At 44.3% G+C, this 16233-nt stretch carries 16 protein-coding genes and 1 pseudogene; 11 read left to right on the forward strand and 6 right to left on the reverse strand.

Translation table 11 applies throughout. From position 1 onward, the window contains the following. Positions 1-15: 15 nt before the first annotated feature. The 11 genes and pseudogenes from FTV03_RS02975 (at position 16) to FTV03_RS03025 (ending at position 9979) form a co-directional block, all read left to right on the forward strand. Positions 16-435 (forward strand): thioesterase family protein, encoded by a 420-nt coding sequence (locus FTV03_RS02975; RefSeq protein ID WP_111885461.1) that lies wholly within the window; start codon positions 16-18, stop codon positions 433-435. 70 nt (positions 436-505) lie between these two features. Further along, the gene (locus FTV03_RS02980; protein ID WP_228157209.1) at positions 506-1084 is read left to right on the forward strand and encodes an outer membrane lipoprotein carrier protein LolA; all 579 of its coding nucleotides are present in this window, start codon (positions 506-508) and stop codon (positions 1082-1084) included. Then, a complete protein-coding gene (locus FTV03_RS02985; RefSeq protein WP_180039863.1) occupies positions 1059-3383 on the forward strand; it encodes an MMPL family transporter in 2325 nt (774 codons plus the stop codon). Before FTV03_RS02980 ends, FTV03_RS02985 begins: the two co-directional genes overlap by 26 nt. Before the next feature lie 19 nt (positions 3384-3402). Then, positions 3403-4701: an NAD(P)/FAD-dependent oxidoreductase gene (locus FTV03_RS02990; RefSeq protein ID WP_111885825.1), complete on the forward strand. Its 1299-nt coding sequence runs from the start codon at positions 3403-3405 to the stop codon at positions 4699-4701. Further along, entirely contained in the window at positions 4691-5260 is a 570-nt protein-coding gene (locus tag FTV03_RS02995; RefSeq protein WP_111885824.1) for a DUF3261 domain-containing protein, read from the forward strand. Before FTV03_RS02990 ends, FTV03_RS02995 begins: the two co-directional genes overlap by 11 nt. A 7-nt stretch (positions 5261-5267) precedes the next feature. Then, complete coding sequence (locus tag FTV03_RS03000) at positions 5268-6449, forward strand: beta-ketoacyl-[acyl-carrier-protein] synthase family protein (RefSeq protein ID WP_111885828.1); 1182 nt, start codon at positions 5268-5270, stop codon at positions 6447-6449. Continuing rightward, positions 6446-6877 carry a 3-hydroxylacyl-ACP dehydratase gene (locus FTV03_RS03005; RefSeq protein ID WP_111885823.1) on the forward strand — a complete coding sequence of 144 codons (432 nt, stop codon included), beginning with the start codon at positions 6446-6448 and terminating at the stop codon, positions 6875-6877. Before FTV03_RS03000 ends, FTV03_RS03005 begins: the two co-directional genes overlap by 4 nt. Positions 6878-6879: 2 nt before the next feature. Then, entirely contained in the window at positions 6880-7605 is a 726-nt protein-coding gene (locus FTV03_RS03010; RefSeq protein WP_180039864.1) for a 3-ketoacyl-ACP reductase FabG2, read from the forward strand. Beyond that, a complete protein-coding gene (locus tag FTV03_RS03015; protein WP_111885822.1) occupies positions 7605-8825 on the forward strand; it encodes a beta-ketoacyl-ACP synthase in 1221 nt (406 codons plus the stop codon). The genes FTV03_RS03010 and FTV03_RS03015 overlap by 1 nt, the downstream gene beginning before the upstream one ends. Before the next feature lie 21 nt (positions 8826-8846). After that, the gene (locus FTV03_RS03020) at positions 8847-9281 is read left to right on the forward strand and encodes an excinuclease (protein WP_111885821.1); all 435 of its coding nucleotides are present in this window, start codon (positions 8847-8849) and stop codon (positions 9279-9281) included. Positions 9282-9362: 81 nt separating this feature from the next. Next, positions 9363-9979: pseudogene (locus FTV03_RS03025) on the forward strand (4'-phosphopantetheinyl transferase superfamily protein). A gap of 128 nt (positions 9980-10107) precedes the next feature. On the opposite strand, the gene secF reads toward FTV03_RS03025, so the two are convergent. The 6 genes from secF to FTV03_RS03055 all read right to left on the reverse strand — a co-directional run bounded on the left by secF (position 10108) and on the right by FTV03_RS03055 (position 16225). Beyond that, the gene (gene secF, locus FTV03_RS03030) at positions 10108-11070 is read right to left on the reverse strand and encodes a protein translocase subunit SecF (protein ID WP_111885820.1); all 963 of its coding nucleotides are present in this window, start codon (positions 11068-11070) and stop codon (positions 10108-10110) included. A gap of 10 nt (positions 11071-11080) precedes the next feature. Further along, positions 11081-12979, reverse strand: a complete 1899-nt coding sequence (gene secD, locus FTV03_RS03035) for a protein translocase subunit SecD (RefSeq protein ID WP_111885819.1) — start codon at positions 12977-12979, stop codon at positions 11081-11083. A gap of 54 nt (positions 12980-13033) precedes the next feature. Continuing rightward, the gene (gene yajC, locus FTV03_RS03040) at positions 13034-13363 is read right to left on the reverse strand and encodes a preprotein translocase subunit YajC (protein WP_111885818.1); all 330 of its coding nucleotides are present in this window, start codon (positions 13361-13363) and stop codon (positions 13034-13036) included. Between the two features lie 106 nt (positions 13364-13469). After that, entirely contained in the window at positions 13470-14600 is a 1131-nt protein-coding gene (tgt, locus tag FTV03_RS03045) for a tRNA guanosine(34) transglycosylase Tgt (RefSeq protein ID WP_078194179.1), read from the reverse strand. Between the two features lie 80 nt (positions 14601-14680). Further along, positions 14681-15577, reverse strand: coding sequence for a DUF4303 domain-containing protein (locus tag FTV03_RS03050; RefSeq protein ID WP_111885817.1), 897 nt, complete (start codon positions 15575-15577; stop codon positions 14681-14683). 81 nt (positions 15578-15658) lie between these two features. Beyond that, positions 15659-16225: a LemA family protein gene (locus FTV03_RS03055; RefSeq protein ID WP_078191268.1), complete on the reverse strand. Its 567-nt coding sequence runs from the start codon at positions 16223-16225 to the stop codon at positions 15659-15661. Positions 16226-16233: the final 8 nt, after the last annotated feature.

The raw sequence follows: 16233 nt of genomic DNA on the forward strand, positions 1-16233 counted from the left end.
GCCAAGGATAAAGCGATGCATGCAGATGTGATTATTGATGTTCCTTTTCATGATGTGGACACCATGAATGTGGTTTGGCATGGGCATTATTTAAAATATTTTGAAATTGCCCGCTGTAAGCTGCTGGATCAGTTTCATTATAACTATACGCAAATGCGTGATTCAGGCTATGCATGGCCTGTAATTGAAAGCCATGTGCGCTACGTGCAGGGCATCGAATTTGAACAAAAAATCCGTGTACGCGCAATTTTAAAAGAATGGGAAAACCGTCTGAAAATTGAGTATCAGATTTTTGATGCAATTTCGGGCAGACGCCTCACTAAAGGTTATACCACGCAAGTGGCAGTGAAGATTGCAACACGTGAAATGTGTTACCAGTCGCCTCAAATTTTATTGGACTGTTTAAATGTATGGTCTGAATTTAAAGCGGAGTAGTAGGATGAATATTCGATCTCCTATTTTAAAAGCAGTATTGCCGCTGTGTTTGATTACAGCTTCTGCTCTGATGACATCTGCAGGTCATGCGCAGAATACTGAATTGAAGCAGGTCTTTTCACAGTTGGCGGCTACACCAGTGGTACGCGCCAATTTTGAACAGCAGAAAAAATTGGCTTCGCTGAATAAAACCTATGTTTCGAAAGGCGAAGTGCTGTTCAGTAAAAATCAGGGTGTGTTGTGGCAAATACAAAGCCCTGTGAAAGCAGATTTAATCGTGACGCCGCGTAAGCTGGTGCAAAAAACGCAGCGCACTTCAAGCCAAATTGCAGTTGATAAAACGCCTTATGGTTCTGTTGCGACCATGTTTTTACAGCTGATGTCTGGAAATGAAACTGCACTGGCAAAAAACTTTAATGTGGTTTCAGCCAATTACAGTCCTGCACAGTGGAATGTGGTGCTGACGCCAAAGAGCAGTTTATTTAAAAAACTGTTTGTCCGTGTTGATGCTCAAGGTCAGCGTTATGTGAACCGCATTGTGATTCAGGAACAGGCCAATAACAGTACGGTCATCCGTTTTAGTCAGCAAAGCGCTCAACCTCAAACTTTAACGGCTGCGGAAAATGCGCTTTTCCAATTGGCAAAATAAATTTACCGCCATTTGGCTGGTCATACTCTGTGTCATTGCGGTTGTTTTAGCTGCGGCATGGCTGAACAATGGCATTAAAATTCAGACCAATATTTTTGCCTTGCTGCCAGAAACACATCAAGATGCGAATCTGGAGCGTGCGCAGAACTATGTCAGCAATCAGCTGAATGACAAAGTCTTTGTGGTACTGGATGCTCAAAATGACCAGCAGCTGGATCAAGCCACAAAAGTACTGAAAACGCAGGCCAATCAAAGCCAGCTATTTCAGTCTGTACGCCCTCAGCTGGACTATGACAAATTTGCCAAACTGCTGTATCAGCACAAGGCAGGGCTGTTAACCCAGAGCGATCGTGAACTGCTGCAGCACAAAGATTACGCGGCATTAGCAGAGCAAGGCTTATTGCAATTGATGAGTCCGGGTATGCCAGTCACGGCGGAAATGCTGCAAAGTGATCCGCTCTTGCTGTTTCCACGTTATGCGATGGGGCTTAGCGCGTTACAGAACAATTCGGATATTAGCCTAGAACAAGGCTTTGCCACCAAGCGCGATGAACAGGGCATTTCCAGATTGGTGGTGCTGCAGCTTAAGAACAGTCCTTACAGCATTGCCTATCAAGAACAGACCGATGCTTTTATTCAGCAGATGAATCAGCAGCTGCGCCAATTGCAGGTTAAACCGCATTGGACAGGAACACTGCTGTTTGCGCAATTTGGCACAAACTCTGCGAAAGAAGAAATTTCGACGATTGGTGTCGGTTCAACCCTAGGCATTCTGCTTTTGGTGTGGTTTGGCTTCCGTTCTATCCGCCCCATGCTGACAGAAATGGTCGCTGTGGGAACGGGCAGCTTGGTTGCATTTGCCGTTACATATAGTATTTTTGGCGAAATTCATTTAATGACTTTGGTCTTTGGCGCCAGTTTGATTGGTGTCTGTGTGGATTTTTCATTTTACTTTATGGCCATGCAGTCTCAGCACCGTCAAATTGATGGTTTTGCCGTCTTAAAGCCATTATTGCCGAGCTTATTTGTGGGTCTGATGACCACGCTGCTGGCTTATGTGGTGCTGAGCTTTACGCCATTTCCGGGCTTTAAGCAGATCGCAGTGTTCTCTATGGTTGGCCTAAGCGCGGCATGGGTGACCAGTATTTTACTGCTGCCGCGCTTGCCTGCTTTAAATGCCGAACCTGCAATTCGTATGCTGAGTTTTATTGGTCATGCGCGCAACTATATTCAAGCACGTAATCGCTTACGCTATGTTTTGATGGCGCTGATTGTTGCAGTGACTGGCAGCAGCTTACTGTTCTTAAAAAGCAATGATGACATCCGTAACTTGCAAAGTATGGATCAACGCTTAAAACAGGAAGATCAGTATGTGCGCGAACGCTTTATGCAGCAGCAGGGCAGTGATTATTTTGTGGTGCAGGGCAAAACACCTGCAGAATTAGAGCGCAATGAACAGCATTTACTGGATCAGCTGTCTAAATTGCAGCAGGCTGGAAAATTAGATGCTGTACAGGCGCTGGGTCAGTGGGTGCTGCCTCTAGTGCAGCAAAAGCAGAATGTAGCTATGCTTCAGGCCATTCCTGAGCAGGCATTGCGTGATTATGCACAGGCGCTGCAGCTGAATGAGTCTGAGGTTTTGAATTGGCAAGTCAATTTGAAGCATCAGCCGCTGCTGAGTGATGCTGTGTTTCAAGATCATCCGCTGCATTTTTTACAGATGAATTCTACCCAGCGTTTAGTCATGCTGCAAAATGTGTATGATGTGGTAGCTTTGCAAAAATTAAGCAATCACAATGTGCAGCTGCTGCGGCCAGTCAATCAGCTGTCTGAGCTATTTCAGCAGCATCGTATACAAGCGCAGTGGCTGCTGCTGAGTGCTTTGGCAATTTTAGCCATTGGCTTAGGGCTGCTATATGGGAAAAAATCCATCTTGCCGCTGGTGCTGCCCGTGACCATGGCGCTGATGACGACCTTTGCCATACAAGCTTGGTTAGGCGTAGAAATTAATCTGTTCAGCATTATGGGCACCTTCCTGATTATCGGCATTGGCGTGGACTATGCGATTTTCTATCGTCATGGACACGACCATCCGCAAGTGGTTGGCATGGCGCTGTTTCTATGCATGATGTCGACTTTCTTTGGGTTTGGACTTCTGTCCTTTAGCCATACCTATGCCATTCACAGCTTTGGCTTGACGGTGCTGCTCGGGGTCATTTTTTCATTTATTTATGCAACATTGTTTACATCTTCCGATGCAGAGCATGTTGTGGTTCAGCAATATCAGCCAAAGAGCTGAGTAATAAGGTAATAGTGCAATGAGCACACTACAGCACACAGATGTCTTAATTATTGGCGCAGGGCCTTCGGGCAGTTCGGCAGCAGCCTTACTGCGTCAAAAAGGCTATCAAGTGACGGTGATCGAAAAACAATATTTTCCGCGCTTTTCAATTGGGGAATCTCTACTGCCGCAGTCTATGGTATTTCTAGAAGAAGCTGGCCTGCTGGAGACGGTGCGTGAGCATGTCGAAGAATATGCATTTCAATTTAAAAACGGCGCAGCTTTCCTAAAAGGCCCGCAGCGCAGTTTCTATGATTTTACCCAAAAATTCAGTGAAGGCCCGGGCACTACTTGGCAAGTGCGCCGTGCCAATTTTGACCATTTGCTGGCGCAGCAGGCAGGCAAAATGGGTGCAGACATCCGCTTTGGTCATGAAGTGACCGCTGTAGATGTAGAAAGCGCGCATCCCATTTTGACGGTGAAAGATGAACAAGGTCAGCCTTATCAAATTCAAGGCAAGTTCTTGTTGGATGCCAGCGGCTTTGGCCGAATTTTGCCTAAATTTTTAGATTTAGAAAGCCCGTCAGATTTCCCAGTTCGCCGCGCCGTATTTACGCATATTGAAGACGGTATTTTGGATGATCCAGAATTTGACCGTGAAAAAATCTTGATTGCGGTACATGAAAAAGATCACCGCGCATGGTATTGGCTGATTCCTTTTGCCGATGGACGTTCATCGTTTGGTGTGGTTGCAGAGCAAGACTTTTTTGAAAAATATGGTTATGACGGTAGTCCCGATTATGATTTAGAGGCATTGCAAAAACGCATTTTGGCGGATGATGTGAGTTTATCTAAGGTGTTGCGCAAAGCGAAGCATGATACGCCAGTCCGTACATTGGTTGGCTATTCTGCCAATGTTAAACAGCTGGCTTCACATAATTATGCATTGCTCGGCAACGCGGGCGAGTTTTTAGATCCTGTGTTCTCTTCAGGGGTGACTATTGCGCTGAAATCTTCTAGCTTGGCCATTCCTTTGGTTGATCAAGTATTGCAAGGTCAGTCTGTGGACTGGATGGTGCAGTATGAAAAACCATTACGCAAAGGTATTCAAGTGTTCCGCGCTTATGTGGAATCTTGGTATACAGGCGAATTTCAAGATGTGGTATTTTCAACGAAGCAAGATGAAAAAATCCGCCGCATGATTGCCTCACTTTTGGCAGGCTATGCGTGGGATGAAACAAACCCGATTCACCGTAATGCCAAGCAGCGTTTGAGTACATTGGCAGAATATTGCCGCGAAGCGCACATGCGGGAAACCATGACAGATGGCACTTAATGTAAATGCTAAAATCACTGCTTTAGTTTTGGCTGGCGCTGTCTTGTGCAGCGGCTGTCAAAGCTTGGCGCCTAAAATTCTGCCAAAGGCGCAAGGTTTGTCTGCGCCACAATGGACCGCGCAAAGCTATCAGCGCCAAGATCAGATTGAAGTGCAATGGAAAGAACATGGCTTCAGTTTTTTGCTGTATCAGCAGCAAAGCGGTCAGCAGCTGGACATGCTGGCGCTGAGCCTGACTGGGCAGCAGCTGTTTAAACTTAGTTTTGATGGGCAGCAGGTTCGTGTGGAACAGCGTATAGATGCCATGAAATACTTGCCCTTTGACTATGTGGTGAGGGATATTCTGTACGCAACCTATCCACAGTTTATGGCTTTACATGCAGGGCAAACGGCTGTGAGGCAAAAAGACGGTGTGGTCTATATCAATCAGCAGCCCGTGTTAAACATTCAGCCGCTAGAGGGAGCGGTTGAACTGAATAACCTGCAAGTACCGTATCAAATGGTAATTAGCGCAGTGAGCAATACTTTGGAAGATGATCGAGGCGAGAGTGACCAATAACAATATCATGCGCCATTCTGCTGTGGGGATACAGTTCAGCGCGGCTTTGTCTTCTTTGGGGGAAAATGCCAGTGAATTGAAAAATGCACTGTGCACAGCAGGCAATACATTAACGCAGCGTCAAGATTTAATCGCGGAGCGCACGGTTTGGGTGGGGGCTTCTGCTGCATCCTTAGGGCAAAACATACCAGAACATTTGCAGTTTGCAGATTCGCGTAATTTAAGATTTGCTTTAACGGCTTTGCGGCAAATAGAGGCTGATATTCGCGCCTATACAGCACAATTTGCAAAGCAGCGCCTTGCAGTCATTGTTGGCACTTCGACTTCAGGCATTGCCGATAATGAAGCAATATTAAAGGCGCATTTTCAGCAACTTTCTGCAGAGCCGATTAGCCATCATAAACAGGAAATGGGCTGTGTGGCGAAATCACTGCAGCAGTACTTGGGCTGGGAAGGTCCTGCATATACCATTTCAACTGCCTGTTCTTCGGCAGCCAAAGCCATGGCTGCAGGGCAGCGCCTGCTGAATGCAGATCTAGCAGATGCCGTTTTAGTTGGCGGTGTAGATACTTTGTGCAAATTGACTTTGAATGGTTTTGACAGTTTGGAAAGCTTATCCAGCTCTATTTGCCAGCCTTGCGGCGCACACCGTGACGGCATCAATATTGGTGAAGCGGCGGCATTATTTTTATTGTCCAAAGACTCGGCTCCAGTGATGCTACTGTCAAGTGGTGAATCTATGGATGCATGGCATATTTCTGCGCCGCATCCAGAAGGGCGAGGTGCGGCAGAAGCGATGCAAAAAGCATTGGATGCTGCTGATTTAAATGCTACAGATATTAGCTATTTGAATTTGCATGGCACGTCTACTCCGCAAAATGACCTCATGGAAATTAAAGCGGTGCAGACCGTTTTTGCAGATTATCCAGTTGCGCTGAGCAGCACCAAACACAAAACGGGTCACTGCCTAGGTGCGGCAGGTGCGATTGAAGCTTTTATTTGCCAGCAGGTGCTGTTAGATCAATCTTGGCTGCCTTTACATCACGCAGGTGAATTAGACCCTGCTTTGGCTCAGCAGAATTATGTTTTGAATAGCCATGCAGCGCAGCCGATGCATTATGTAATGAGCAACTCCTTTGCCTTTGGCGGCAGCAATATCAGTTTAATTTTAGGAACCGTTTTGCCATGATGGATGCCGTACAGTTTATTCCGCATGAACAACCGATGGTTTTTGTAGATCATTTGATTGAAGCCAATGACAGTTATGCCATTGCAGAATTGCAGATTCGACCTGAGTTGATGTTTTGTGAAGCAGAAGGTTTGCCGACATGGAGCAGCATTGAATTAATGGCGCAAACCATCAGTGCCTATGCGGGACATAAAGGGCAAACGAAAGGCTTGCCGCCTAAAGTCGGCTTTTTATTGGGTACACGTAAAATGCAGTTGCCCTGTCCATATTTCGCTGTGGGCAATACCGTGCGTATTCGAGTTGAGCAGAGCTATCTGCACGAAGGTCTAGGCCAGTTTAATTGTGAAATTGAATATCAAGAACATCGCTTTAGCGCCATGCTGAGTGTATTTGAACCAGAAAATATGAATGACGCGATTGGGAAATGAACGTGAGTAGAAGAATTTTAGTAACAGGATCCAGCCGCGGTATAGGTAAGGCAATTGCTTTGGAATTGGCAAAAGCTGGTTTTGATATCACTGTGCATGCGCGGTCTCGTCAGCAGGAAGCGGAGCAGGTAGCGCAAGAAATTCAGGCCATGGGACAAAGCAGTCATGTGTTGATGTTTGATGTGAATGACCGTGAAAATATAGCCTCAATTTTAGAACAGAATATGGCTGAGCATGGCGCATTTTATGGTGTGGTGCTGAATGCTGGCTTAACCCGTGATGGCGCTTTTCCAGCTTTGACCGATGATGATTGGGATGAGGTGGTATCGACCTCACTGAATGGTTTTTACAATGTGCTTAAGCCATTGATGATGCCGATGATCCGTTTGAAAAAAGGCGGCCGTATTGTCACTTTATCTTCCGTTTCTGGCGTGATGGGCAACCGCGGGCAAGTCAATTACAGCGCTGCCAAAGCAGGCTTAATTGGTGCAACCAAAGCATTGGCACTGGAATTAGCAAAACGAAAAATTACTGTGAATTGTGTAGCACCAGGTTTAATTGAAACTGAAATGGTGATAGAAGAAGTCAAAGAACATGCATTGAAAATGATTCCAATGCAGCGCATGGGGCAAGTGGATGAAGTGGCAAAAACGGTTAAGTTTTTATGCAGTGATGATGCCAGCTATATTACCCGCCAAGTGATTTCGGTAAATGGAGGACTGATTTGATGAAACGTGTAGTTGTTACAGGCATGTCAGGTATCACTTCATTGGGTGAAACTGCAGATCAAATTTTTGAACAATTTGCAGCAGGCAAAAGCGGCATCCGCTACATGCCAGATTGGGAAATCTATGGTGATCTACGCAGTAAGCTGGGTGGTCCTGTAGAGAGCTTTACCGTTCCCAAGCATTTTAACCGTAAGGTGACTCGCGGCATGGGGCGTGTAGCCTTAATGTCTGTGGTCTGCGCAGAAAAAGCGCTGGAAGATGCTGGCCTGCTCAACCATGAAATTCTGCATAGCGGCGAAGCGGGTGTGGCCTTTGGTTCATCTGCTGGCAGTGTTGATGCGGTCGGTGAGTTTGGCGCCATGCTGCTGGATAATAATATGAACAAGCTGAATGCGACGACCTATATTCGCATGATGTCGCATACCAGCGCAGTCAATATGACGGTGTATTTTGGTTTGAAAGGACAGACCTTGCCAACATCCAGTGCCTGTACTTCAGGCTCTATGGCGATTGGTCAGGCTTATGAAGCCATTAAATACGGCAAGCAGACCGTGATGATTGCAGGCGGAGCAGAAGAGCTGAGCGCTGCTGGTTCTGCGGTGTTTGATGTGCTGCTGGCCACCAGTACGCAAAATGACAGCCCAGAAAAAACTCCACGTCCTTTTGATGCAAAGCGTGATGGTTTGGTGGTGGGCGAGGGTACAGGCTGTCTGATTTTAGAAGAATATGAACATGCCAAAGCACGCGGCGCGAACATTTATGCAGAAATTATTGGTTATGGAACCAATACCGATGGTCAGCATGTAACACGCCCAGATTCTGAGATGATGGGACGCTGCATGGAGCTGGCACTGAAAGATGCGCAGGTAGATGCCTCAGAAATTGATTATGTGAATGCGCACGGTACATCTACCGATCAAGGTGATGTCGCTGAAACTCAAGCGACAGCGCGCATATTAGGCAAGAAGCCGATCAGCTCCTTAAAGAGTTATTTTGGGCATACGCTAGGTGCTTGCGGCGCGATTGAAGCGTGGCTGAGTATTGAAATGATGCACCGTAAACAGCTGGTGCCGACTTTAAATTTAGAACAGCTTGACAGCGACTGCGGCGATTTGGATTATATCGTCAATGAAATGCGTTCAGCAGAAACGCACATGCTGATGAGCAACAATTTTGCATTTGGAGGGATTAATACCTCCTTGATATTTAAACAGGTTTAATTTAAAAAAGAGGGAAAAATAATGATATTGAAAAATATCTGTGCTGCAGCTGTATTGATGGCAGGGGCAATGACCGTTGTGCATGCAGCAGATGCCATGCATGATTTTAATTTCAAAGAAGCTGTTGATCGTGCAGTTGCTGACGGTACGCTAGATGGTTCTGTGAAATTTTATCTTGCAGGGACAAAATCTGGTGGTAAAGTCATTGAAAAAGGTTTAGTCACCAATAAAAAAACCAACGGTTTTGCCAAATCTGCAGAAAGCTCATGTGACCATGTACTGCGTTCTGCATTGATTCAATTCCAAAATACCGCTAAAGCCAAAGGCGCGAATGCAGTAACTAACTTGGTGAGTTTCTACAAGTCAAATGAAACTCGCAGCACCACCACATATCAATGCGCGAAAGGAACTGCGATTGCAGGCGTAGCGCTGAAAGGTGATATCGTTAAATTTTAAGTGATTGCTGTATTTTAAACATAAACATCAAGCTGAGCAGGGCATGAATAAGCCAAGAACCATTCAAGTGCTACAAATGCCATTGCTCAACTTGCGCCTTTAACGCGCGATGCATTTTCTGATATGCGCGCTTATCAGGCCTATAAAAAACAGCAAATTTATCAGCAGCGCAATTTACATCTTTCAGACGCCATGCAGCGGCCCGTGCAAGACGCAGATTTTTTAAAGCCCGAATTTGGTAAACCTTATTTAGCCCAAACAGCAGCGCTCGCCTTTAATCACTCGCATAGCCAGCAGCATTATGCTTTGGCAATCAGCAGTCATAATCATGATATAGGCGTAGACGTGGAAGACTTAGCGCGTTAGCTGCGTTTTGATGCTTTGGCGCGCCATGCTTTTCATCCCAATGAGTTGGCAAACTGGGAACAGGCGGACAATTCAGATGAATACTGGTTTAAAGTGTAGACCACCAAAGAGGCCGTATTAAAGGCTTCTGGCCTGGGTATTCGTATAAGTTTGAACGAATTGGATACGCAGGTCATCCTATGCACAATGGTGGGATATGCAGCCATCTAGAAATTGGGACTTTTGCGTATCAAAACTTTTTATTGCCCAGCACGATGTTAACAGTTTCGTGGCGTTCAGCGCTGTCCTGCAACGGTTTTGCATTCCCAGACATTCAAATTTTTCAGCATTGAAAAATAGAATTTAGAGTGTGAAAATAGGCTGATTTTCAGCTTAATACTATTCATATAAATTTATATAAATACGCCATAAAAAAACCCATCCGAAGATGGGTTTTGATCTGAACTATAAGTTGAAAAGCTTAAGGAATCTCTTCTTCTTCAAATTCAGGCTTCACTTGTACAATGAAGTCTTGACGGTTCAGACCACGCCATAGCGCGAAGGCAGTACCAATGTAGATTGATGAATATGTACCCACAAACACACCAACAAACATTGCAACAGAGAACCATTTCAGACCATCACCGCCCAGTACCATCATCGCTACAACAACCAGTAACAGTGTCATAGAGGTGTGAATGGTACGGCGAAGTGTTTCAGTTAATGCACTGTTCACAACTTCGAGAGGTTCGGCACCGCGAATCTTACGGAAGTTTTCACGAATACGGTCAGATACAACGATGTTATCGTTGAGCGAGAAACCAATAATCGCGAGTAGCGCGGCCAAGACTGTTAAGTCAAACGGCCACTGCATCATGGCAAAGATACCAATGGTCACCACGATATCGTGGAATAAAGACAGTACAGCACCCATCGCAAGTTTGAACTCAAAGCGAATAGTGACATAAACCAGCATGAGCAGTAGGGCAAGACCTACAGCACCCGCAGAACGCACATAGAGTTCATTACCGACTTGACCACCAACCACATCAACTTTATGTACTTCTGCTTTATTGCCTGGCAATTGAGCGGCAGTCGTAATGGCTTTGGTTAGGTCTTCAGCTTCAATGTCTTTTTGAACTGGCATACGAACCATCAGGTCGCGGTCAGATCCTAAGGTTTGTACCACAGGGTCTTTAAAACCAGCTTTTGTCAGCGCTGAGCTCACATCGGTAGATTTTACTGGTTGACTATAGTTCAACTCTGCTGCCACACCGCCAGTAAAGTCCAAACCGAGGTTTAGACCTTTGGTGCAAATAAAAAAGATACTTGCGAGCGTTAAAATAATCGATATCAAGGCTGCCGGTTTGGCAATCTTCATAAACGGAATAATGCGCTCGTTGTCAGGACGGCCGTATTGTTTCGGTTGAGTATTTTCAGTCATCTTAGATCTCCTAAATGCTCAACTTCTTCAGGTTACGTTTTTTACCATAAATGATTTGTACGATTGCACGTGTCACAGTAATCGCTGTGAACATTGAGCACACAATACCAATCATTAGGGTAACCGCGAAGCCTTTAATCGGGCCTGTACCAATTGCAAACAGAATGAAAGCAACCAAGAATGTGGTTAAGTTGGAGTCAAAGATGGTGTTATACGCACGATCATAACCCGCAACAATCGCCTGTTTCGGTGAGGCACCCCATTTAATTTCCTCTCGTATCCGCTCACAGATCAGTACGTTGGCATCGACCGCCATACCAATGGTAATTACGATACCTGCAATACCCGGCAGGGTGAGGGATGCGCCAATCCAAGACATGATAGTTAAGATCATGGCAAGGTTAACCACGAGAGCAAAGTTGGCAATCAAACCGAACACACGGAAGAAGACCACCATCCAAATAGCAACCAATAAGAAACCGATTTGAGTTGATAATACGCCTTTGTCGATGTTTTCTTGACCGAGACTCGGACCAATCACACGTTCTTCCACGAAGTACATTGGCGCTGCCAAAGCACCTGCACGTAACATCAATGCAAGTTCAGATGCTTCTTGAGGTGAATCCAGACCAGTAATACGGAACTGAGAACCCAATACGGCTTGAATAGTTGCCGCATTGATGACCACAGATTCGGTATAAGGTGTACGAACTTCAGTTTGTGTACCTGTTGCAGGATCAGCAACATAACTAATTTTTTGTTTGTTCTCGATGAACAAAACTGCCATTCGTTTGCCTACAGCATTACGAGTAGCTTCAGACATCAACTTACCGCCTGCAGTGTCCAACGTAATGTTTACTTCAGCACCACCTGTATCTTGGCTAAAACCTGACGACGCGTTTTGTACACGTTCACCCGTTAAGATACGGTTACGGTTAAGCAATAATTGACGACCACTGTCCAAAGATTCATAAGCAAATGCTTCGGTACCCGGAGGTAATGAGCCTTTTGCTTGACCTGTGTATGGATCGATGTATTGATCATTTAAGTCAGAAACTAAGCGGAACTCAAGGTTTGCAGTACGACCAAGTACACGTTTTGCTTCAGCAGTATCTTGTACACCCGGTAATTCAACCACAATACGGTTGCTACCTTGAGTTTGCACCAATGCTTCAGCTACACCTAACTCGTTAATACGGTTACGTAAAGTCGTTAAGTTTTGGTTGACAGCATAAGACTGAATTTCTTGTTTACGTGTATCTGTGTAGCTTAGACGAAGAGTCGAACCTTCAGTAGTTGCAACCGCTTGTTGAGTATATTCATTGCCGTTACGACGAAGGAAATCCATAGCTGCAGAACGGTCATCATTATTTGCAAATTGCATCGTAATGGTGTTGTTGTTCAAAGATAAGCTATTGAATTTTAATTTATTGTCACGAAGTTGGCGACGTAAGTCAGCCGCAGACGTTTCCATACGTTGTGAAATGGCTTTATCCATATCCACTTCAAGTAGGAAATGTACACCACCACGTAAATCCAGACCTAGCTTCATTGGTTTAGCACCAATTTTTTGTAGCCATTCTGGGGTAGTAGGCGCAAGGTTCAATGCGACGACATAATTTTCACCGAGCCCACGACGCAGTGCTTCTTTCGCTTTTAATTGTTGTTCGCTCGAATCAACACGTAATAAAGCGGCATTATTGGTGAAGCTATTGTCATGGCTGGCAATATTTTCAGATTTTAAAATCTGCTCTGCTTTTTGTACGATGCTTTGGTCAATCTGGGTACCGGCTTTGGCACCTGAAATTTGAACAGCAGGTTCATCAGGATACAAACTTGGCAGGGCATATAATGTACTGATGACTAGTACCACTAGAATCAGTAGATATTTCCATGCTGGGTAACGCATTCGTTTTCTTCTTAAAATGAAAAAAGCCGTGCGGGTGCACGACTTATTTTTTGATTAAAGGTTATTTAGAGTGCCTTCAGGCAGAACTGAAATCACACTTGCGCGTTGTACTTTTACTTCTACGCCACGGTTCAGTTCAATAACTGCAAAATCACCTTCGATTTTTGTGATTTTACCCATTAAACCGCCCGCAAAAACAACTTCACTGCCAACGCCAAGGCTTTCAATTAGTGCACGATGTTCTTTTGCACGTTTTGATTGAGGGCGCCAGATCAAGAAGTAGAAGATTGCGACAAATACCGCAATCATCAACAGGTTTGCCATCATGCTTGGTTGCTGTGCAGCTTCACCTGCCGCGTGAGCAGTAGAAATAAAAAGGCTCATTTCATTTTCCTAAACTAAAAAAACTGGTTATCAATACTTTGATAAATAAATTGGACTTGTTCAGCAATTTACCTTGTCTTTTTCTTCAGCGCAAATGCTGAAAGAATTAATCTTGAGGACAAGGTGGCACTTCCATGCCGCGACGACGATAAAAGTCTTCAACAAACTCATCAAAAGTGCCATGATCGAGAGCATCACGCATCGCTTCAGTCAGACGCAGGTAATAACGTAAGTTATGAATAGTACCGAGCATCGAACCGAGCATTTCGCCGCATTTCTCAAGATGGAAGAGATAAGATTTGGTGAAGTTTGTACAGGTATAGCAGTCGCAATGTGGGTCAAGCGGGCTTTGATCATGACGATATTTGGCATTACGAATACGCACTAAACCGTCAGTCACAAAATAATGACCATTACGTGCATTTCGAGTTGGCATCACACAGTCAAACATATCGACACCGCGACGAACCGCTTCTACGATATCTTCTGGTTTACCGACTCCCATCAAGTAACGTGGTTTATCCGCAGGCATTTTCTCTGGAAGATAATCCAATACTTTGATCATTTCTTCTTTAGGTTCGCCAACAGACAAGCCGCCAATGGCATAACCATCAAAATCAATTTCTTTCAGACCATTTAAAGATTCATCACGTAAATCTTCGTACATGCCGCCTTGGATAATACCAAACAGGGCATTACGGTTTTTCAGCACGTCATGATGTTGAGTCTTACAACGTTTCGCCCAACGTAATGAAAGCTGCAATGATTTTTGCGCTTCTTCATGTGTCGCAGGATAAGGCGTACATTCATCAAAAATCATCACGATGTCTGAATTCAGCGTGTGCTGAATATCCATCGAAATTTCAGGAGATAAAAAGACTTTAGAGCCATCAATCGGAGAGCGGAAAGTCACGCCCTCTTCTTTAATTTTGCGCATAGCGCCAAGGCTGAAGACTTGGAAACCACCTGAATCTGTCAAAATCGGGTTATTCCATTTCATGAATTGGTGTAAGCCACCATGTTCACGAATAACATCTAGGCCTGGACGTAGATATAAATGGAAGGTATTGCCCAAAATAACTTGGGATTTAATTTCTTTAATGTCACGTGGGAGCATGCCTTTTACAGTACCGTAAGTACCGACAGGCATGAACATAGGTGTTTCAACAACGCCATGTTCAAGGGTTAAACGGCCGCGACGAGCACGGCCCGATTGCGCCAATTTTTCAAACTTCATACAAGGTCCAGATCAAGGCGAAAAAACAGTTCGCTGATGGTAAGAGTGCTAAAAGTGCTCTATTTTCCTTGATTCTGCGGTTAAACGCTAGCTTTGTCGGGTGTTAAGTCTGTAAATTTATAGATTGCGTCTTGTGACAAGGCTTCATCTGAACTCTTGGCATTAAAATAGAACTGGTTAATTCGCTGCAAAATTTCTTCTTTATCCATCGCAAACGTACCTTTCGGGTCCGATGTCATGGCCACGATGCTGTCAATGAGCTTTTGAATATAGGGATTCGTGCTTGCATAGCTTTTTTCTAAGCTTAAAAGATAGACTTCATTGGCTACATGTAAATAGTTATAAGGTTGTATTTCAACGATTTGAGCCAAATCAATCAGCAGGTCTTTATCATACTGAGACAGCTTCATACGCTTGGGTAAACTGTCGAGCTTGAGGGGTTGTTTGGATTTGAGAAAATCGTCAAGTTGTGTACTTGGAGGATTTAAAACCTGAGCTGAATAAATTTCTATTTCGGGCTGTGTCGGGACCGTGATAAAAAACAGAATATTGTCCAGTTCTATGCCGTAGGACTGAACCAAGTCGAATTTTGTTTGTTGTATGGCATTGAGCAAGATTGAAAGATGGTTAGCCGATTCAGACTTTATCGTAATTTTTATAGAAGATGGATCAAGGTTTAAATGGCCCACTTCATTTACAGATGTCAGTTTAAACTGCGCCAAGTCTTGACTTAAAGCCAGTAGGCTACGATAGCGCCATTTCGACACATTCCATCGATCATGCGCTGCAAGATATTGAGCAGAATCTTCATCTTCGGCAAAAATACTACGCTGCGTAGAGACTGCGATATAGTCTATGGATAAATAGGGATTGAACGCCAATGTACATGCGTAAATATGGTCGTCTTGGTGCTGCTCATAGAGTTTGAAAAACTCCTGAATCAGCACATTTTTCAGTGCATTAATTTGATTTTGCATATTTTATTTTTCTTTCTAGTTTTGGAGGTGCTTGATCACCTCATCATTATTTTTTTTACTTTTGTACATTAAAGCCCGAACTTAAAAGTTCGGACGATAATCAAAATTTTGGCTGGCAGCTTGATCGCGGAAAGGGCGAACCGCTTTTTTACTCAGCAATAGCGTATTAATAATATTGTTAGGAAACACTTGAATGTGGTTGTTGAACAACTCAACGTTGCGGTTAAAAATAGTAATCGCCGCACCGACATTTTCGTTTTGTTCTTCAATTTCATTCATCATTTTCAGATAAATATCATTGGCTTTGAGCTCTGGATAGTTTTCAACCACAACATTCAGGCTGCGCATTAGATCTTGATTTAAGGCTTCAATACGCTGTAATTGGCTGACATCGGTACTGTTTACGTTCAAATTCATAATGTTTTGACGGAGTTCAGTGACTTTTGCCAAAGTCCCTTGTTCAAAATTGGAATATTGCTCAACCAAAGGCTGTAATCCATCTAAAATTTTGATTTTTTGACGTTCATAGCTAGCTACATCTGACCATGCACGAATGGTTGCATTGTGATGTCGGACAATATTGTTGCGAATCATGATTGCACCAATCACCAATGCAATGATGATTAAAACAAAGATCAAAAGCCCCATAAAATTTT

It is taken from the genome of Acinetobacter sp. YH12218 (genome assembly GCF_013417925.1).
Lineage (GTDB): Bacteria > Pseudomonadota > Gammaproteobacteria > Pseudomonadales > Moraxellaceae > Acinetobacter > Acinetobacter amyesii.